Genomic DNA, 19,754 nt, shown 5'->3' with positions numbered 1-19,754 from the left:
CTCCGGCCCCAGGCCGCATCGGACCGGCGCGGAGGATCCGTGTTTCGACCAGGGAGGTCTCGTCGCCCAATGGACGACATCGAGAAGGAGCAAGCGGAACGATTCGACGAAGCCATTCGGCTATTCGACGCCGAAGAGTTCTTCGCCTGTCACGACGTCCTCGAAGAGCTCTGGTCCGAAACCTATTCCGAGTCTCGCGACTTCCTGCAGGGACTGATCCACGCCGCGGTGGCCCTGTTCCACTTCGGCGAGGGAAACCTGTCCGGGGCCCGCAAGATGTACGAGTCCCACGTCCGGTATCTGAAACCCTATCTCCCTTCCTATGCCGGCCTCGACCTGACCGGGTTCGAGCGGGCGATGGAGGACTGTTTCGCCGAGCTGATCCACGCTGGACGCGAGTATCCCCACGGAGCCCGGCTCCCCGCCGACCGGATCCCGCGTCTCTCCGGATTCCGACAGCCCCCGTTGCCGGACTCCTCCGGGCCTCCCCTCCTCTGACTTGCTGATCTGTGGTGCAATGAATCCTGCTACCAACTCTCCCGACTTCGCCCCCTTCACCGGCTACGCCCCCAGGGTTCCCTGGACCGGACGCTGTGTCGCCGTGGACGAAACCCGGATCCTGACCGTCGCGGCCGACCTGGCCCCCACCCGCCCGCTCCTGGAGCTGCTGCGTCTCAGCGGCGAATTCCTGATCCTGTCGGGGACCGCCGATTGTCTCTGCCGCGTTCTGAGTGCGGTGGAACGTCCCGAAGGGCTGCTGCTGGCGGTCCGGGGCGTCGCCTTGGCGGAGATGAAGGAGCTCATCGCCATCCGGCAGGGGATCGAGGTCGTGGCCGTACAACCACTCCCCGAAGCCGCCGGCCCCGCCGACGAGATGGAAGTGACTCGAGAGCTTCTGGAGGCGGTGGACCTTTACCTGGGCGCCCCTCTCCCCCCCACGGTGACGTCGACGCTGATCGACCGCGTCGCGCTCGCCTCGCTCGTCCGGCTGGCCGCGTCGGGACTCCTTGAAGACGCGGAGATCGCCACGCTGCCGGATCCGCAGCCGCTGGCTCCCACCGTCGCCGCGAATCTACGGGACGCCGCCGAGCCCCCGCGGGCCGCACGATTCCCGAACGATCGGGCGCCGTTCAGCTGGAACTGACCGCCCCCGATCTCGAATGGCTCGTGCGGTCGCTCCCAAGTGTGGGCCGCAATCTTCCTTTGCGGGCCAATCCTCGTAAGATTCGGGCCGGCGTTGTTGTCCGGTGGGGTCGTTCGTCAGGTCAGGGATGTTTCGCGTCAGCCAGGAAATCGAGTTCTGTTACGGTCATCGGCTGCTGAACTACAGCGGCAAGTGCCGGCATCTGCACGGTCACAACGGCCGGGCCGTGATCGTGATGGAAGGGGCCCAGCTCGATGACCGCGGGATGCTGATCGACTTCGGCGATATCAAGTCCGCGATCCGGACCTGGATCGACGATGAGCTCGATCACCGGATGATCCTCTGCGAGCGGGATCCGGCGCTGGCGTTTCTGCGGTCGCAGGGTGAGCCGATCTTCACGATCCAGGACAACCCGACGGCGGAGAACATCGCCCGGTTGATCTACGACTATGCCGTCAGTCACGGCTTTCCGGTCGTGGAGGTCTCGCTCTGGGAGACGCCCCGGTCGTGTGCGACGTACCGGAAGGTCGAGCCGTAGAAGCGGGCCGCTGATCCGCCGAGTGATGGCTGATGCGATGGCCTCTCGGTTATGCAGACGACCAGTTCGTCCCGAGGACAATCGCAAAGAGGACGATCAGGCTCGCCACCACGAGAGTTCGCGTCCACGGTTCGGGGGTTTCGCCGCTGATGATTTGAACCTTGCGGACGGCGAGGTGGCTGACGACCCGCCTGCCGGCCGCTGCCACGAAAACGCATCGAAACATCGTGTAGGCATCGACGACGCCGTAGGCTTGGGCGACGAACAGGGCAAGCGCGAACAGGAAGAAGACTGGGAAGCTGGCGAGTCCCAGGATGGCCCAGGGTTTCGCCTGCCGGCGGATCTCCGGATCGAGTGAGACGGGACAGGTGGTGTTCATGTCAGCACCGTTCACGAAGGTCGGCCCTCAGCGACGTGCTGATCATACGCGCGCCGACCCACATCTCGACAGCTCCAACGGCGTCCTCGCCGGCACGACGCTGATAGCTCAAACCCAACGTGCTACGGCAGCCTGGGGTCAAGGGGGCCACGCCCCCTTGCCGCCGGAGGCATTTTCGATGAGGAACCGTGGTCAACAACGGATGTCCCCCTTGTGGTACCAGCGTTGAGGACTCCCTCAATCGACACCGCTGGCTTTGCAATCCCCGCGGGTTGGTGAGGGGGCATCCGGCACGTTGTCCGCGTTTGGACACGCCCTCCTTCAGACATCTCTCGACGGCCAGGCCTCCGGCGGGCAAGAGGCATTCTGCCCCCTGCACCCCCTGACCAGGGTCCCCCTGGACCCGGTTAGAACAGGCCGTTCAGCTCACCTGACCCCACTGCAGACCCAGCATCACACTGTTGAGACCACTCCCGATCCCCAGCAGCGCCACACGATCACCAGGCGTGACATGCCCCGCTCCGACGCCGAGCGCCACCGCGGTCGGCAACGCCGCAGCCCCGGTGTTGCCAAGAAGCTCCACCGTCGGATAGTCCAGCTCCTCCCGCAACCCCAGCCGTTGCAGCAACAGCTTCCGGTGCGCCTTTCCGACCTGATGCGTGAACACCTTGTCCACCATCTCGTTGGTCCACCCGAGCGACCGCCGCAGTTCCGCCCACGTCCGCGTCGCCAGCGTCACGCCGGCATGCAGCAGGGTCTCGGAATCCGTGCTCATCTGCGGCCGATTGTCACCGCAGCTCAAAGTGCTGTCGCCACCGGCGCACAACTCGTGACTCGCCGTATCGGCAAAGCACGCCCCGCCGATCAGCCGCGTCCCCGTCCGGCTCAAACTCCGGTCGCACAGCACAACCGCCGCCGAGCTCGACCCGATCGTCAGCGACGCCAGCTCCAGCTTGAGCGACTGCCGGGTGACATTCGGATCCTTCAGCAGCCGGTCAATCGTCCCTTCGACGAGCGGCAGACCGATCTCCGTCCCCACCACGATCCCCGCCCGGATCTGACCGAGCTCGATCATGTTGGCGATTATGACCATCCCGTTCAGCAGACCCAGACAGGCATTGCTGATGTCCATCGCCAGAGCCGAAGCCGGCAGGCCGATCGCATGGTGAACGGAGCACGCAGTCGCCGGCTCCATCTGGTCGCGACAGACCGACCCGTGGATCAGAACCCCGATCTCACTCCGGTCGATCCCCGACATCCGGACCGCCCGCTCCGCGCACTTGGCACTCATGACTCCGGGCCGCGCATCGGCATCAAAGTGCCGCCGCTCCCGGATCCCGGTCATCAGCTCCAGCCGGCCGGAATGCAGCCCCAGCCGCTCGTAGACAGGCGACAGCCGCTGCTCGATCTGCTCTGACGTCACCACATTCGGCGGCAGCAGGCAGGTAAACCCCTCAACACAGACGTTTTCGTAACGCATTCGATGATCAGTGGAAACGGAAAGTCCGGAGGACAGATTGGGGAGCGCGGGGGGGACGGCCGCGGAAATTGTATGGTCCGCCGGCCTTCCTGAAAGGTTAGAATGTCAAAGACTCCGGAGGGCGGTGTGATTCCGGACTTCCAAGCCCCAGGGAAAAAAGGACCAGAACTCGCGATGGCGTCATCCCTTCAGGAACTGGAAGGCTTCCATCGATTCGCAAAATCCTGCATGGAGTCTTCCACACCGACCCCGACACTCGAGCAATGCCTGGTCCAGTGGCGGCAGGAGCAGGAGGCAGCGGAAACGCTCTCCGACATTCGAGAAAGTCTTCGCCAGTCGGGTGCAGGATCGCAGGAGCCCCTGGACTCCGTGATGCAGGAACTTCTCTCGAGCCTGCCTGGCTCCGAGCCCGCCCGGTAGGACTCGGGACATGCGCTATCGGGTCGTCATTCTGCCGCGGGCCAAGCTCCGGATTCGACAGGCCGTAGACTTCTACCTGGAGCGGTCGCGATCGGTGGACGTCGCGTCACGCTGGCTGAACGGCTTATCGCGAGAACTCGCTCTCCTCGCCGAGTCTCCCGAGCGGTTTCCGTTGGCCCGGGAGAGCGACGCGTTCGACTTTCCGATTCGCGAGCTGCTGTATGGAAGCGGCCGCGAAAAGACGCATCGCGTGCTGTTCCGAATCATAGAATCGACCGTCGAGGTTTTGACGGTCCGTCATCGGGCGCAACACGATGTCGCGCCCGATGAGCTTTAGCCTCGCGATCACTCAGCCCGACGCCTACGACGGATGTCCGACAGCCACTCCGGCGCGGGCCTGATGCAGCGCCCGGGCGGTCTTGGCCAGCCCGGCGATGTCGAGGCCGACTTCCGCAAGCTGCTCCGCTCGTTCGGCGACGTCCACGAACCGGTCCGGCAGGCCGACGCGACGCACGTTCCGCGTGTCGAGGCCGGCATCGTTCGCCGCCTCCAGGACCGCCGAACCGAAGCCGCCGTTCAGCGTGCTCTCCTCGACCGTGATGACGAATCCGCTCGACTCGATCGCCTTGAAGATCACCTCGGTGTCAAGCGGGCGGAGGAACCGGGCGTTGATGACGCCGACGTCAATCCCCTCGGCCTTCAGCAGTTCCGCCGCCTTCACGCAGTCGATGAACTGAACGCCGAAGGCGACGAACATCCCGTCCTCACCCCAGCGGTAGACTTCCGAACGGCCAAGCTCGATCTGCGTCGAGGTCCGGCCGACCGTGGCGACGTTGGTCTTCGGGTAACGGATCGACGTCGGGCCCGGATGCGAGAGGGCCAGATCGAGCATCGGGACCACGTCCTGTTCGTCGCCGGGAGCCATGACGACGATGTTCGGAAAACTCCGCATGTAGGTGTTGTCGTACGCCCCGTGGTGCGTCGGACCGTCGGCCCCGACGACGCCGGCCCGGTCGAGGCAGAACGTTACCGGCAGGTTCTGGAGCGCCACTTCCTGGAAGATGTGGTCGTAGCTCCGCTGCAGGAACGTGCTGTAGATGTCGACGATCGGCCGCATCCCCGCCTTGGCCATCCCGCCGGCGAAGGCGACCGCGTGGCCTTCGCAGATCCCGACGTCGAAGAACCGGTTCGGGAAATCGGCGCGGATCTTCTGGAGCTTGTTCCCCTCGCACATGGCGGCGGTCAGCACGCAGACCCGCGCGTCCCGCTCCATCGCGGCGTGGATGGCGTCGCTGACGGCGTCGGTGTAGGCCCGGGAGGCGGGCTTCTTGAGGAACTGGACCCCTTCTTCGTCGTCGTCCGAGCGGCAGAACGGCGCCGGTGTGTGGAACGCCACCGGGTCCTTCTCGGCAAACTTGAAGCCCCGCCCCTTCTCGGTGAAGACGTGCAGGAGGACCGGCCCCTTCACGTCCTTGACCATCTCCAGGTATTCGCGGAGCGACTTGAGGTCGTGGCCGTCGACCGGCCCGATGTAGCGGAACCCGAGCTCCTCAAAGAGCCGGCCGCCGTGGACGAAGTTTCGGACCGCGTCCTTGATCCCGCCCAGCATCTCCTTCGTCGGCTCGCCGACGAACGGCACCTTGTTGAGGAGCCAGGAGATGTCCTTCTTGAGACCGTTGTAGAACGGCGCGACGCGGGCGTGATCGAGATACTTCGCCAGTCCCCCAACGCGGGGACAGATCCCCATCTTGTTGTCGTTGAGGATGACGAGGAAATTCTTGTCGAGCTCGGCCGCGTTGTTGAACGCCTCGAACACGACTCCCGACGGCAGCGCGCCGTCGCCGATGACCGCGACTGACCGGCGTCCCTCTTCCGGATGGACGAGGTCATCGCCCGCCCGCAGTCCCAGGGCGGTCGAGACCGACGCGCCGGCGTGGCCGGTCATGAACAGGTCGTAATCGCTCTCGCCGGGGTGGGGATAGCCCATCAGGCCCCCCTTGCGGCGGATCGTATTGAACTCGTGGAACCGGCCGGTGATCAGCTTGTGCGGGTAGATCTGGTGTCCCGTGTCCCAGATCAGCCGGTCCTTGGAGAAGTCGAACGTCAGGTGCAGCGCGAGGCACAGTTCCACGACGCCCAAGTTGCTGGCAAAGTGGGCCGGGCGGTCGGAGACGATCTCGCAGAGCTTCTCGCGGATCTCGACGGCCACCTGTTCGAGCTGGGCGTCGTTGAGCGACCGGAGCTCCTCAGGAGATCCGATCAGCGGGAGGAGTTCGAACTCCATTTAGTGATCTCGCTCGATGATGTAGTGGGCCAGATCGACGAGGTGGCGGCTTCGTGCCCCCAGCTCCGAGATGGCGTCGCACGCACGGTGGATGAGTCCCTCGGCGCGGCGGCGGCTTTCGGCCTCGCCGAGCAGGGCGGGATAGGTCATTTTCTGGGCGTCGGCGTCTTTCCGGACCGCTTTTCCCATTCTGGAGGGATCGCCGGTGACGTCCAAGAGATCATCCGCAATCTGGAACGCCAGACCAACCGATTCGCCGTAGATTTGCAGCCTGCGCAAGATTTCCGGGGTGGCCCCGGCAATCCGGCCCCCCATCGTGAGGGCGGAACACAAGAGCCGACCGGTCTTGCGTTTATGAATCCATTCCAGCTGTTCGACCGTCGCGATCCGCGAGGCTCCCCCGCCGGTTTCGCTGTCGAAGCGGCCTTCTCCTTCGAGGTCCGCCTCCTGCCCGCCGACCATCCCGAGCGGCCCAGCGGCACTCGCCAGATCGACCACGCACGCCGCGGCGAGCGCGGGGGGCTGAACGTGGCGGGCCAGGACTTCGAAGGCCAGCGTCAGGAGTCCGTCTCCCGCCAGAATCGCGGTCGCTTCGCCGAACTGCTTGTGGTTCGTCGGCCGGCCGCGACGGAAGTCGTCGTTGTCCATCGCCGGCAGGTCGTCATGGATCAGCGAATACGTATGGATCATCTCGATCGCACACGCCGCGGGGAGCGCCGCTTCGGGCTCGCCGCCGCACGCCTCGCAGGCGAGCAGGACGAGGGCGGGCCGCATCCGCTTTCCCCCGGCCATCAGGCTGTAGGCCATCGACTCGGTCAGCCGCGACGGCGAGTCCGGCCCCAGGCGCGCATAGACGGCCAGCCGCGCTTCGACGAGTTCGCGGAGTTCGGCGAGCCGGGTTTCAAGGGGGAGAGGAGAGACGGACATTCCGATGGGATGAGGGCGCATCAACCGCCCGCATAAGACGGGGTCGATCCTTCGTCGACACAAGGTACGGTGTTCGCGGGGTTTGGAAAACCGTACCCGGCCGCCCCCGCGGGACCGCGTTCGAAAATGACCTTGTCGTTAGAAGCCCGAAGGACGGACGCCCCTTGGTTATCCCGCGATGTTTGAGTCGTCTGCCGCTCAGAACTCATCGCCTCGCGGGACGCCATTGTTCGGATCGGCCAGCAGTTCCAGGACCCGGGGCGACGTGTCGGCGGAGAGATACTTGCCATTCCCTCCAAGGAACATCACGAAGCCTCCCCAGCCCTGGCTCCTCCCGAACTGCCCCGGTCCGCCGCCGAGGCCCCGCGTCAGTTCCCGGACGTTTCCCGGCTTGGCCCAAGGGGGAAACTCCGTCCCGATCTCGCCGAGCATCAATGTCGCGCCAAGGCCGTCCAGCTTCATCGCCTCATCCAGGTTCACTCCGTGGCGAACGTCAAAGACTCTCGCATTGGCCGCCTGATGCGTGATGGCCAGTTCCCAATGGGAGGCCGGCTTCGATTCGTATGGACTGAGAAACGTTTCGAGCGAGGTCGCCGTCACCTCCCGGTTGGGACCGGCGTCCCACCGCTGGCGGAAGTCGATCCGGCGATAGAGATCGTCGCGATCCAGAAAGGGAAGAAGCTGCACCTGCCAGCTCCACTCGGGAGACGCATCCGTGGCCATTCCACCCGCCGGGGTCCAACCATCGTAACGTGTGGCGTACATCTGCACGGCCGTGCCAACTTTCCGCAGGCGGCCATTCGCTTCTCTGTAACGCCACTCACGGTGTGCCTGGTCCCATTCCTTGAAGACCCAACAGCCAACCGCGGGTAGAACCAGCAGGGCTACCACTGTTGCCGCCATCCAGTGAATCACCCGATCGGACGGCCGGACGTTTTCGGACATCACATGGGTCCCCCCGACTCAGAACTCCGACTCCGGCGGAACCCCGTCAGCCGGATCGGCAAGCTGCTTGAGCGTGCGGGGATCGATCCTGGAGCTGAGTGCTCCGCCGTTGCCGTCCAGATAGAAGACGCAGCAGACATCGGCCCCCGCGCGGCCGAACTGGTCCGCGCCGCCCCCCAGGCCGCGGGCCGGATCGCGAACGTTTCCCGGCCGGGCCCACGGGGGATAGGCGGCCCCGATCTCGCCGATCCAGATCGTCCGCGAAAGTCCGTCCGCAATCTCATTGAGCGACAGCGCTTTCCCGGGCGGAAACAGCCGCGAGTTCGCCGTCTGATGCGTGATCGCGAACCCCGCGACCGTGGCGTGATACCGCTCATGCGGGCTTTGAAAGGCCGCGATCTCCGTCGACAGCGGACGGGCATTCTCCCGGGAGTTCCAAGGCTTCTGAAAGTCGATCCGGCCGTAGAGCGTCTGCTGATCGAGCCACGGGAGAAGCTGTGTCTGCCAGCTCAGTCCCGGGTCCGTGTCCTGCTCGGTCCCGACCTTCGGCAGCGGCATCGAGCAGTTCGAGGTGAACCCGCGCAGCCCTCCATCGACCTGCCGCAGCGAGTCGAGCGTCCCCTGCTGCCGGCTCGCGTCGCGCGTGTCGCGGAGCGAGTAGGCGATGTAGCCGACCTCACCCAGGACGAGCACGAGCGCCCCGAAAAAGACTTTCCAGTGCCGCAACCACAGTTCCATGCCCGTCCATTCCCATCAGCCGCGAGCCCGTTCGCATCTCCTCCTTACGAACTCAAGAACCAATACGCAATCGCGGGCCATGAATTGACAGCCGCAGCTCCGAATCGATCGGCGCGGCGTCCCCACGTTCAGAACTCGTTCTCGTCCGGCACGCCATTGTTCGGATCGGCCAGAAGCTCCAAAACCTCCGGCGCGATCCTGGGGCTGAGGTAGCGACCGTTCCCGCCGAGGAACATCACATGGCATCCCGATCCATCCCCCCGCCCCCATTGCTCCGGCCCACCGCCGATCCCCCGCGCCGGATCCCGCACGTTCCCCGGCTTCGCCCACGGCGGAAACGCGGCGCCGATTTCCCCCAGCATCAGAGTCTGGGCCGCGCCGTCCGATTGAGAATTCTCAGCGAGGGATGCACTTCTGCGGGGACCGAAGACCCGCGAGTTTGCCGTTTGATGCGTGATCGCGATGCCGCCGAGGGAGTCCGGATCTCGTTGCTCCGGGTTGAGCCAGAACGAGACCGGATAGGAAGTCCACGGCCGATTCCGCTCCGAGTCCCAGGGCAAGTCGAGATCCATGCGGTCGTACAGGCGTTCCTGGTCCATGTACGGAAGGAGTTGAACCTGCCAGCTCCAGCGCGGCGCGTCATCCAAAGCTCGACCGCCGGGCGGAAGAAAGTCGCTATTGCTGGTGGCGTACTGCAGAGAGGCGAGCGCCGCAAACCGGAGATTGTTCAGAGATGTCGGACGAAGTCCGTCCGGCTCGTGGCGAGATTCGAAAAGCCAGAGGCCGATCGTGATCAGCCCCAGGACAATCACCGCCAACGCCGGCCCCCGTGTCCGGAGGAATCGAAAGACCGACCGCACGGCGGAGCTCGCGATGACGTAGACCTGCAATGACGCGACCGAGCGTCAGACAGAAATACGCAAACACATCCGCCGCTTCACCAGGAAATCGAAGGAACTGGACGATCCGACCGGAGGACTATCCCTCGGCCGGATCGCTCCGCGCCCGACGATACACTTGCGCGGGCCGCGGTTCTCACTTCGCGGCCGGCCCCAGCACCGGCTGGATCCACGCCCGCTGCGGGTCGTCGATCTCCGAAGGATTCGGATGCTTGAGGCTCGACGTCACGCGGGCCCGGACATAGAGCTCGTCCCCCTGGAAGCGGTACTGCGCCGAAGTCCCCTTCGAGGTCTGGAACACCTCGCCGATCCCCTTGGCATACCGCCGCGTCGCGTGGACCGGCTCCCCCTTCTTGTCGAGGACCGGCTCGCTCTCCGTCGACGTCCCCCGGCGGGTCCCCATGAACTCGATCGTGTACTCCGCTCCGTCATCCGGCTCGACCTCCAGATCGATCCCGTCGGTCCGGTAGCCGATCGCCCTCATCCGGACGCCGCACGAGGAGTAGAACCGTCCCGCTTCGAGCGAGGCGATCAGGGCCTCGGGGGTCAGCTCGGTCGCGAGGACCTGCACCCAGCCCCGGCCCGGCTCGGAGGCCCGGCTCGGGATGTTGTGGTACGCGTGCCCGTCATCGACGGCGAGCCCGTACATGAGCGGCAGGTTGAGCTCCGTCAGCCGCAGCGTCAGGACGATGTCCCAGATCCGCTCCATCGAAGCATGCTCGGCGTCGCCGCTGTTGTTCACTCCGGGGTGGCCGTTGTAGACCTCGAAGAAGTTCTCGCCCCGCACCCGCATCAGGTCTTCGGCCGTGACGGCGTAGTGGAAATTCGGGTGGTTGAGGTGGACCAAAATCGGCACGCCGGTCCGCTCCCGCTGGGCGATGACGGCGTTGACGTTGTTCTGCATCACGTCGTAGACGCTGTCGCCGCCGAGAGGCGGGAGCTGCTCCTGGATGTTGGCCGCATTCAGGTGGATCGGATGCGTGTGGAACTTGTCGCTGATTTCTTCGCCCTGAATCAGCAGGTACTTCCCGGGGATGCCGAACTTGTCGCTCACCTCGGTGAACCGCCGCAGCCGGACCTCCTTCTTCCCGTCCTTCTCGCGCTCCTCAATCCAGTCCGGCAGCCGCTCCTTGAGCTTGCGGTAGGCGTCCTCGCCCGCCTTGACCTTCCCGATGTCGACCCACCGCTCGGACTTCGCCAGTGTGTTGTGGTCCGTGAAGCTCAGGAAGTGGTAGTCCTTGTCGCGGTACCACAGGGCGATCATCTCCAGGAAATCGTTCCCGTCGCTCCAGTAGGAGTGGGTGTGGAGGTTCCCCTTGTACCAGTGCCGGTCGTTCGTCGCGGTGAGCGTCTCGACCTTGGGGCTCGGCTGCGGGGCCGTGGTGGCCTGCGCTGCGATCCACAGGCAGACCGCGACCACGAAAACAGGGGAGAGGAGGAGCGAGAGACGCGACATGGGTGGGGAGGATCAGGAGTAAGGAGGCAGGGTCAGGAGGCGGGGGAGGGACGAGGGACGTCGGGGGTGGTTGGCCGGCGTCCCTCGCGGGGGTCAGACGAGGGATTCGATCCCCTTCATGAGGGTCGATTCCACGGCGTTGGACGACCAGGAGACGCTCACTTCGTAGCCCCCCTGCGGGAAGGCGGCTTCGGTGGGGATGTACCACGGCCCGCCATCGCCATAGGCGGCGGTCGCCACGAATCTTCCGGCGCCGAGCTTCTGCGCGGCGAGCTGGTACTCGATGAAGCACTCCGCCGGCAGATGGAGGAGCGTCACGTTCCCGGCGCGGAGCGAGCTGAGCAGGATCGGCGTGTCGGCGGCCCGGCACCGCTCCAGCCAAGCCACGGTATACGAGGGGCGGTTCCGGCTGACGACCGCCTGCTTCGGATCGGCGATCTGCTTGCGGATCTGGTCGATGTCCCACCGCGGGTCGGGCGCGGGAAGGAACTCGGTCGTCTTCCAGGTGACGTCGCCGATCGGCTGCGGCTTGAGGGACTTCTCGGAGGCGACGATCCCGTCGAGCATCCGCTGGACCAGGATCGGCCGCATCGCGTGCGAGCCGTCGTTGTACTTGCCGGCGGCAATGTTCCCCGCGCAGCCCGTGAAGTAGACGTGCAGGCAGTCCGGCTCCTGCTCCTGCCGCGCCCGGCGGGCGAGTCCGCAGAAGTCCGCGCTCGCCCGGCCGTCGCCGTAGTAGCTCATGGGGTGGACGGCGTAGTAGTGGCAGGAGACGACCTTAGTGTCGTCGTCGTAGAAGGCGACCGTCTTGAGCTGCGGATCGATGAGCCCTTCCGGGAGGTCCCGCAGGGCGGCGTCCGCGCAGGAACTCCCGCGGCTGGCGATGATCTTCCCTTCCGGTCCCTTGATCCGGCGGTGGGCGGCGACCTGCGCGACCGTTCCTTCGCCGGTCGCGATGCCGGTCAGCGGTCGGGCGGTCGCGAGCGACGCCTTGACCGCCTTGGCGACGTTGCCGACGCACTTCTCGAAGAAGTCGACGTCGACGATCGCCGGCAGTTCCTTGTACTGGGCCACGATCTTCTGGGCGTCGAGGCAGGCGAAGGGGGCGTTGTGCTGGTGGACGCACTGGACGGCGACGCGGTCGGGCGTCGTTCCGGCCGCTTCGGCGAGTCCCTTCCGGAAGGCGATGTGGGCGGAGTTGAGGAGGCCGGTCCAGTCGACGGTGCAGACGACGATCGGCTTACCGGCGCCCAGGATGACGAAGCCCATGGCTTCCTGGGGGTCGTCGACGACTTCGATCGGCTTGATCCAGCCGCCGCAGCAGGAGTGCCCCAGGGGTGGCGTGGCGTCGGTCCGGAAGGTGGCGATGCGGAGGCCGGTGGGAGCGGTGTCCGCGGCGAGGCCGGAGGAGGTGAGGAGGGAGCCGAGCGCGACGGCGCCGGACTGGAGAAAAGTACGTCGGTCCAACATCGAACGGGAGTCCTCAAAACGTGGAGATTCGATCGGCACGTGGCCGGGCGTTGCGACCGTTTTGCAGCCTAGCAGATGGAGGGATCGAAGTTCACTGTTGCGATGAACGCGGGATGAAGAGGGAGTTCCGGCTTTGCTCGAACCGCATCCTCGCCGGCACAGCGATGCCCGCTCAAACCCAATGTGCCACGGCCGCTGGGGTCAAGGGGCCAAGAAACAACACAGGCCCCCTTGCCGCCGGAGGCATTTTCGTTGAGGAACCGTGGTCAACAACGGACGTCCCCTTTGTGGGACCGGCGTGGAGGACTCCACACTCGCCTTGGACTCCCCGCGGGTTGATGTGTGGGCATCCGGCACTGCGTCCGCGTTTGGACACGCCCTCCTTCAGACATCTCTCGACGGCCAGGCCTCCGGCGGGCAAAGGGGCCTTGCCCCTCTGCACTCCCCACCAGGGTGCCCCTGGACCCGATCAGCGACAAATGATCCTGCGTTGCGCCGCTCGGCCTTCCGCCTGAACCCCTTCCGCCTCCCTCCCAGGCCCCCTCGCATCCCCCGCCAGCATCGCCCCTGGACCCGGTTCTGGGAGACGCTGGTCGTCGCCACGCGAAACCGTCACACTCCCCACTTTGATCTCGCCACCCGCGTCCGCAATACGCCAATGTCCCTCGAAAACGACATCCGCTCCGCCATCGCCCGACTCCCCGATCCCGAAATCGGCCGCTCACTCGGCGACCTGGAGATGATCAAAGGAATCGCCTCCGCCGACGGCAAAACCACCGTCACCATCGAACTCCCCACCCCCGCCTACCCCGGACGCGAACGGCTCGAAACCGCCATCCGCGCCGCCACCAAGTCCATCCCCGCCGCCGGTGACGTCAACGTCGCCTTCACCAGCGTCGTCAAAGGCAAAAACACCGGCGGCACCATCGGCCTCCGGGTGAAGAACGTCATCGCCGTCGGCAGCGGCAAGGGAGGCGTCGGCAAATCCACCGTCGCCGCCACCCTCGCCTTCGGCCTCAAACACTTCGGCGCCAAAGTCGGCCTCATGGACGCCGACGTCTACGGCCCCAGCATCCCCCACCTCACCGGAGCCACCGGCACACCCGCCGTCCGCCAGATCCCCCTCGCCGACGGCCGCGTCATGGAACGCATCGAGCCGATCGAAGTCGACGGCATGCCGATCATGTCCATGGGCTTCATGGTCCGCGAAGACCAGGCGGTCATCTGGCGCGGCCCCATGCTCCACAAAGCCCTCACCCAGTTCCTCCAGCAGACCGAGTGGGGCGAACTCGACTACCTCATCATCGACATGCCCCCCGGCACCGGCGACGTCGCCCTGACCCTCTCGCAGATGGTCGGACTCGCCGGCGCGGTCGTCGTCTGCACCCCGCAGAAGGTGGCGCTGCTCGACGCCATGAAGGCGATCACGATGTTCAACACCGTCAAGATCCCGCTCTTGGGGATGGTGGAGAACATGACCGGCGAAATCTTCGGCCGCGGCGGCGCCAAGGCGAAGGGGGAGGAAATGGGAGTGCCGTTCCTCGGCGAAATCCCGTCCGACCCGATCATCCGCATCCGCGGCGACGAAGGTCAGATCGCCTCCCTCTTCGAAGACGACAATCCAGCCCGCGGCCCGCTGCTGAACATGGCGCAGAACGTCGCCATGCGGATCGCCAAGTCGCTCCTCGAAACCCCGAGCCTGCCGACGCTCGAGATCCTCTAGCTCTCAGCGAAATCCACACCAGCCCGAAGCGCCAGCGAGGGACGAACCCGCGTTCCCTCGCTCGCGCTTCGGGCTGGGTGCATTCGCCGATTAAATACGGGCCTATTGGGTCCAGGGGCACCCTGGTGGGGAGTGCAGAGGGGCAACGCCCCTTTGCCCGCCGGAGGCCCTCTCGTCGAGAGATGTCTGAAAGAGCACTTGTCCAAGCGCGGACACCGTGCCGTATGCCCCCTCACCATCCCGCAGCGTCGTCAAAGCGAGCGGTGAGTCCTCAACGCCGGTCCCACAAAGGGGACGTCCGTTGTGTCCCACGGTTCCTCATGGAAGTGCCTCCGGCGGCAAGGGGTCGAAACCCCTTGACCCCAGCCAGCCGTAGCACGTTGGGTTTGAGCAATGGGAGTCGTGCCGGCAAGGACGCGAATTGAGCCAACGGCACATCCCTCGTCGACCGACCACCATCCAGCGAATACACCCCTTCGGGCTGGTGTCTTCATCCATCTGTGTTCATCTGCGTTTATCTGTGGCTAAAACAAAATCGGCCACAGATGAACACGGATACACACAGATAGGACAGGCCGCCTACTGAGCCTCTTCCGCTTCGCCCTTGAAGAGGTCCTTGAGCTTCTCGTACCAGGTCTTCTGGTGCGGCGTGACCTGCGTCTTCTCGACCTCGGCCAGCTTTCGCAGCAGCCCTTCGTGCTCTTCGCTGAGCTTCTTCGGGACGATCAGCTCGATCTCGACATGCAGGTCCCCCTTGCGACCCCGGGGATCGCGCGGATCGGGAATCCCCTTGCCGCGGAGACGGAAGACTTCGCCCGGCGGCGTTCCGGCGGGGATATCAAGTTCGTCCCGCCCTTCGAGAAGTGGAATCTCGATCTTCGTGCCGAGGGCCGCCTGCGTGTAGGTGATCGGCACGCGGCAGAGCAGGTGCATCCCCTCGCGGCGGAAGACCGGATGGTCCTTGACCGTGATGTCGACGTAGAGGTCACCGTTGGGGCCGTTGTTCGGTCCCGCTTCCCCTTCGCCCTGCAGACAGAGCTGCACGCCGGAGTCGACGCCGGCGGGGATCTTGACGTTCAGGGTGACGCGATGGTCTTCGCGCCCTGAGCCGTAGCAGGTGTTGCACTTGTGCCGGATGATGTGGCCGGCGCCGCGGCACGCCGGGCAGGTCGTCTGGACCCGGAAGAACCCCTGGGCCTGCACCACCTGTCCCTGGCCGCCGCAGTAGTCGCACTGCGTCGGGCTCGTTCCCGGCTCGCAGCCGGAGCCGGAGCAGCGGGTGCAGGACTTCTTGCGGTTGATCGAGACTTCGCGCTCGCAGCCGAGCGCCGCCGACCGGAAGTCGAGCGTCACGGCGACGCGCACGTCCGCCCCGCGGGCCGGACCGCCGCGGCGTCCTCCCCGACGGCCGGTGCCGCCGGAGAACCCGAAGCCGGAGAAGATGTCGCTGAAGGCTTCGAAGATGTCCTGGACATCCCCGTGCCCGGCCCCTCCGCCGAATCCGCCGCCGTTGACTCCGGCGTGGCCGAAGCGGTCGTAGCGGGCCCGCTTGTCGTCGTCGCTGAGGACTTCGTATGCGGCCGCGGCTTCCTTGAACCGTTCGATCGCCTCTTCGTCTCCGGGATTGCGGTCCGGATGGTTCTTGAGAGCGAGCTTCTTGTAAGCCTTTTTGATCTCGTCGGCGGAGGCGGATTTCTCCACCCCGAGGACCTCATAAAAATCGCGCTGCGTCGGCATTCACGTTCAATCGAATAAATCGCACCGGCCCAGCCCGGAAGTCGCCGCCGGACCGGGGTGTCCGGGTTTTGGAGCGAGATAGTATTGGGGTGATGGCCCGACAGGGCAAGCGCGGCCTCTGGTGGCGCCTGGTATTCCGGTCGCTTCTGCTGATCCGGAGGGCACTTCGGACGAGAATCCCGCAGGCTCGGATCTTCGTCTCACCGGGTCCAGGGGCACCCTGGTGGGGGGGCAGGGGGTCCTGTGAGGGAGGCGGGAGGGGTTCAGGCGGAAGGTAGAGCGGCGCACCGCAGAGTCATTGGTCCCTGATCGGGTCCAGGGGCACCCTGGTCAGGGGGTGCAGGGGGCAGAATGCCTCTTGCCCGCCGGAGGCCTGGCCTGTCTCGCTCTCTCTGAAGGAGCGAGTGTCCAAACGCGGACACCATGCCGGATGCCCCCTCACCAACCCGCGGGGAGCACAAAGCGGACGCCCGTTGCGTCCCACGGTTCCTCAGGGAAGCGCCTCCGGCGGCAAGGGGGTCAGACCCCCTTGACCCCAGCGGCCGTCGCACGTTGGGTTTGAGCTATGGGAGCCATACCGGCAAAGACGCGGTTTGACCCCGCCTCCTACCGTCAGTCCAGCTGCGACGGGATGTCGCCAAACCGGTCCAGACGGGACCGGGGCGTCTCATCAAGCAGAAGCCCGACGAACTCCCCACCAGCCGCATAAGAGAACGTGGCCACATGCCGCTGCCAGCGGCGGCGGAACAGGAGACGGATCGGACGGTCCCGGCAGACGTCGAACTCCGCCAGCACGAGCGTGGAGTTGACCGGATGGTCCAGCGAGAGACCCACCCCGCGCGTTCCAATGTCCCGCGTAATCCCGATCGTCATCTCGCCGACGCAGGTCAAGACCCCGTCCTGCAACGTCACGGACGTCAGTTCCACCGGGACATTCAACTCCACACGCTCCGACTGCCGGCGTTCCGTCCGGACGCGCCGCAGCGGTTTCTGGCGAGCAAAGGAACGGTCGAGAGCCCGGTGCGTCGCGATGATCCGGTCAACGGCTCGCGTGATCTGCGCCTGACTGTGACTGAGCGTGTACGTAGCGGAGGCGTCGGAGCACGTCATGGGGGGAATTCCGAAGGGGGTTTGTAAATTCCTAGTTCACAGGGGATCGAAAGCAAGCGAAAAACCTCACCGGCCCCTCCGCATTAACCCGGAGAAGCCCAGACGTTTACATCCAGGAGGGGCGTCGCCGGACCGCCACACGGCTTTGATGCCAACGGGAAACGCGAGTGATGCCGAACGGCAACACGCGCCAACCCGGCAGACGCGGCGTTCGGCGCCTCCCGCCGCCTCCCGATCGGGGAGAGGAAGGGGCGAATTTGCGTCCCGGTCGGAATCTGGTACACAGGCCGACGTGGCTTCGTCGCGGCCGTGCCGCATTCCGGTCATCGAACTCGTCACTGGGCTCTCCGTCGTGGTCTTCGGATCGACCGTTCCCACCGCCCCCCCCGCCCCCATCGCGCCAGGACAGACCACCCGCCCCGGCGGCGATCCGTGGACGAGCTGCCTGGAGCTGGTCGCAATCGCCCTCCGGGCGCACGACGCCATTCTCTGGCAGGCCGAGGCCGGCGACCGCTTTCGAGTCCAGGCGCAGTTCGGACTCGGCGGCCAGGCGGTGGAAACGCTTCAGGGAACCTGGCCGGGACACGACGACCTCCTGCGGGGAATCCTCGCGGCGCGAGCCCCCCGCGTCGTCGAAGCCCGCTTCGAGCCCGCCGGCAACGGCGCTCCCCCGCAACAGCTCCGCATCCTGGCCCTCCCGATCCTGGCCATGGGGACGGAGCCGCGGATCCTGGAAGTGTTCCTTCCCGGCACCCGGCAGGACCTCTCCGACGAGCAGGCGCTCTCCTTGGCGGCGGCCCTGATCGAAAGCCACGTCCCCTCCGGCTCGGCGCCGGCGAAGGCTGACGCCGGCGCGGTCGTGGCTCCCTCCGCGTCCGGCCGGGAACAGCTCGCCGAGTTTGCCCTCCACGCCCATCGCTCTCTCGAAGTCGGCCGCACGGCGTACGCCATCGTGGCGGAGGCCCAGCGACTCCTTCAGGCAGACCGCGTCTCTCTGCTTCAGGTCCGGGGCCGCCGCGTCCGGACTCTGGCGGTCAGCGGGGTCGACCAGCCCGATCCTCGCGCGGCGGCAGTCCGGCAGCTCGAGGAGATTGGCCGCGCCTGCCGGCCCCTCGAGCGCATCGAAGCGATCCCCGCGCCGGCCGGAACCCCTTCCGACCCGTTGCGGACCCGGCTGACGGAACTCGGCCAGGCGATGGGGACGACGCGGATGGCGGTCGCTCCCCTCCGGTCCGAAGCCGGCCCGATCGGCCTGCTGATCGTCGAGGACCGGGCCGCCTCAAAGCCCGCCGACTGGTCGGTCCTCCCCGGCGTTCAGGTCGTCAGCACGTCGGCCCTCTCGCACGCCATGGCCCACAGCGAACAGCCGCTCCACGGCCTGAGCCGGCTCATCCGGTCGCTCGGCGTCACGCGGACCTGGCTCCGCCTCGTCGGCCGTCTGCTGCTCCTCGGGGGGCTCGCGGCGGGAGGAACGTATCTGGCGGTCCAGCCGGCGACGCTCCACGTCACGGGGCGGGGATCGATCGTCCCCCGCGACCGCCGCGAGGTCTACGCCCCGGTCGCGGGGATCGTCCAGGAAGTTCGCACCCGGCACGGCGAAAGCGTCCAGTCCGGTCAGCCGGTCGTCGTGCTTCGGAGTCCGAACCTGGAATTCGAAATGACCCGCGTCCAGGGAGAGCTGCAGACCGCGGAGCAGCAGATCGCCGATATCGCGGCGCTCCGGACCGACCCCAACCGGCCGCAGAACCAGTCGAGCGACGCCGAACTGGCCGCCCGCGAGGAAGAACTCAAGACCGTCCGCGAAAGCCTGATCCGCCAACGGACCCTCCTCGAAGGACAACAGCGGACCCTGACCGTCCCCGCCCCGATTGCCGGCCAGGTCCTGACCTGGGACGTCGAGCAGACGCTCGACGAGCGCCCCGTCGAGCGCGGCCAGCGGCTCCTCACGGTCGGCGACCCGGCCGGCCCGTGGATCGTCGAGATCCGGATTCCCGACAGCCAGATGGGATACCTGCAGGGGGCGAGAAAGAGCGCCGAAGGACAGCCGCTCCGCGCCACGTTCAGCGTGACGACCGATCTCGATCATCAGATTCCCGCCCAGGTCGAAGCGGTGGCCGATCTCGTGGACGACGATCCGCAGCAGGGCCCGACGGTCCTGACGACGTTGAGCTTCGACCGCACGGCGCTTCGCGACCTCCGCCCGGGAGCGACCGCCGTCGCCCGCATCGACTGCGGCCAGCGGTCCCTCGGCTACGTCTGGTTCCACCGCCTGATCGAGACCGTCAAGACGTGGTGGGCGTTTTGAGGAGGCGTGAGGGGTTCAGACTGAAGGCTGAAGGCGGAAGGAAGAGGGCCTCGGTCGGCGCACAAAAAGACGAGGCCCGGCAGAACCGGGCCTCGTTGGAATCGGGGTTGGAGGGCAAGACAAGCGAAGCGAGTGATTCTCCGTTCGTCGTTATGGCCAATGCTTCCGGTTTGATCTCGACCTTCCGCCTTCAGCCTTA

The 19,754-nt window shown here is 66.1% G+C and carries 17 protein-coding genes; 6 read left to right on the top strand and 11 right to left on the bottom strand.

The features are described from left to right. Positions 1-69 precede the first annotated feature (69 nt). The 3 genes from VT03_RS09500 (at position 70) to VT03_RS09490 (ending at position 1,682) form a co-directional block, all read left to right on the top strand. Positions 70-498, top strand: coding sequence for a DUF309 domain-containing protein (locus VT03_RS09500; RefSeq protein ID WP_075092760.1), 429 nt, complete (start codon positions 70-72; stop codon positions 496-498). Between the two features lie 19 nt (positions 499-517). Then, complete coding sequence (locus VT03_RS09495) at positions 518-1,144, top strand: hypothetical protein (protein WP_156514373.1); 627 nt, start codon at positions 518-520, stop codon at positions 1,142-1,144. 127 nt (positions 1,145-1,271) lie between these two features. After that, a complete protein-coding gene (locus VT03_RS09490) occupies positions 1,272-1,682 on the top strand; it encodes a 6-pyruvoyl trahydropterin synthase family protein (protein ID WP_075092758.1) in 411 nt (136 codons plus the stop codon). Between the two features lie 49 nt (positions 1,683-1,731). Here the strand turns inward: VT03_RS09490 and VT03_RS09485 are convergent, their stop codons facing one another. After that, positions 1,732-2,061, bottom strand: a complete 330-nt coding sequence (locus VT03_RS09485; protein WP_075092757.1) for a hypothetical protein — start codon at positions 2,059-2,061, stop codon at positions 1,732-1,734. 421 nt (positions 2,062-2,482) lie between these two features. Then, on the bottom strand, positions 2,483-3,541 hold the full coding sequence (locus VT03_RS09480; protein WP_075092756.1) for a 3-oxoacyl-ACP synthase III: 1,059 nt from the start codon (positions 3,539-3,541) through the stop codon (positions 2,483-2,485). A 430-nt stretch (positions 3,542-3,971) separates the two neighbouring features. On the opposite strand from VT03_RS09480, the gene VT03_RS09470 reads away from it, so the two are divergent. Next, positions 3,972-4,298 (top strand): type II toxin-antitoxin system RelE/ParE family toxin, encoded by a 327-nt coding sequence (locus VT03_RS09470; RefSeq protein ID WP_075092754.1) that lies wholly within the window; start codon positions 3,972-3,974, stop codon positions 4,296-4,298. A gap of 24 nt (positions 4,299-4,322) precedes the next feature. Here VT03_RS09470 and dxs read toward each other — a convergent pair whose 3' ends face one another. The 7 genes from dxs to VT03_RS09435 form a co-directional block, all read right to left on the bottom strand. Next, positions 4,323-6,245, bottom strand: a complete 1,923-nt coding sequence (dxs, locus tag VT03_RS09465; RefSeq protein WP_075092753.1) for a 1-deoxy-D-xylulose-5-phosphate synthase — start codon at positions 6,243-6,245, stop codon at positions 4,323-4,325. Continuing rightward, the gene (locus tag VT03_RS09460; RefSeq protein ID WP_075092752.1) at positions 6,246-7,172 is read right to left on the bottom strand and encodes a polyprenyl synthetase family protein; all 927 of its coding nucleotides are present in this window, start codon (positions 7,170-7,172) and stop codon (positions 6,246-6,248) included. Between the two features lie 198 nt (positions 7,173-7,370). Then, positions 7,371-8,075 carry a DUF1559 domain-containing protein gene (locus VT03_RS09455; RefSeq protein ID WP_255378611.1) on the bottom strand — a complete coding sequence of 235 codons (705 nt, stop codon included), beginning with the start codon at positions 8,073-8,075 and terminating at the stop codon, positions 7,371-7,373. Between the two features lie 60 nt (positions 8,076-8,135). After that, the gene (locus tag VT03_RS09450; protein WP_075092750.1) at positions 8,136-8,855 is read right to left on the bottom strand and encodes a DUF1559 domain-containing protein; all 720 of its coding nucleotides are present in this window, start codon (positions 8,853-8,855) and stop codon (positions 8,136-8,138) included. Between the two features lie 128 nt (positions 8,856-8,983). Further along, positions 8,984-9,715 (bottom strand): DUF1559 domain-containing protein, encoded by a 732-nt coding sequence (locus VT03_RS09445; protein WP_197489270.1) that lies wholly within the window; start codon positions 9,713-9,715, stop codon positions 8,984-8,986. A 175-nt stretch (positions 9,716-9,890) separates the two neighbouring features. Then, positions 9,891-11,210, bottom strand: a complete 1,320-nt coding sequence (locus VT03_RS09440; RefSeq protein ID WP_075092748.1) for a hypothetical protein — start codon at positions 11,208-11,210, stop codon at positions 9,891-9,893. Between the two features lie 93 nt (positions 11,211-11,303). After that, positions 11,304-12,680: a hypothetical protein gene (locus tag VT03_RS09435; RefSeq protein ID WP_082846080.1), complete on the bottom strand. Its 1,377-nt coding sequence runs from the start codon at positions 12,678-12,680 to the stop codon at positions 11,304-11,306. 490 nt (positions 12,681-13,170) lie between these two features. Here VT03_RS09435 and VT03_RS09430 point away from each other — a divergent pair, with 490 nt between their 5' ends. Then, positions 13,171-14,403: an Mrp/NBP35 family ATP-binding protein gene (locus tag VT03_RS09430; RefSeq protein ID WP_231870634.1), complete on the top strand. Its 1,233-nt coding sequence runs from the start codon at positions 13,171-13,173 to the stop codon at positions 14,401-14,403. Between the two features lie 579 nt (positions 14,404-14,982). On the opposite strand, the gene dnaJ is transcribed toward VT03_RS09430, so the two are convergent. Both dnaJ and VT03_RS09420 read right to left on the bottom strand, forming a co-directional pair. Then, positions 14,983-16,140 carry a molecular chaperone DnaJ gene (dnaJ, locus tag VT03_RS09425; protein ID WP_075092746.1) on the bottom strand — a complete coding sequence of 386 codons (1,158 nt, stop codon included), beginning with the start codon at positions 16,138-16,140 and terminating at the stop codon, positions 14,983-14,985. 612 nt (positions 16,141-16,752) lie between these two features. After that, on the bottom strand, positions 16,753-17,250 hold the full coding sequence (locus VT03_RS09420; RefSeq protein ID WP_075092745.1) for a hypothetical protein: 498 nt from the start codon (positions 17,248-17,250) through the stop codon (positions 16,753-16,755). Positions 17,251-17,542: 292 nt separating this feature from the next. Between VT03_RS09420 and VT03_RS09415 the strand changes: the two genes are divergently transcribed. Further along, complete coding sequence (locus tag VT03_RS09415; protein WP_075092744.1) at positions 17,543-19,555, top strand: efflux RND transporter periplasmic adaptor subunit; 2,013 nt, start codon at positions 17,543-17,545, stop codon at positions 19,553-19,555. Positions 19,556-19,754 lie beyond the last annotated feature (199 nt).

Source organism: Planctomyces sp. SH-PL14 (genome assembly GCF_001610835.1).
In the GTDB taxonomy this organism is placed as follows: domain Bacteria; phylum Planctomycetota; class Planctomycetia; order Planctomycetales; family Planctomycetaceae; genus Planctomyces_A.
The sequence above is the reverse complement of the archived record's forward strand: the minus strand, read 5'-3'. Positions and strand labels throughout refer to the sequence as shown.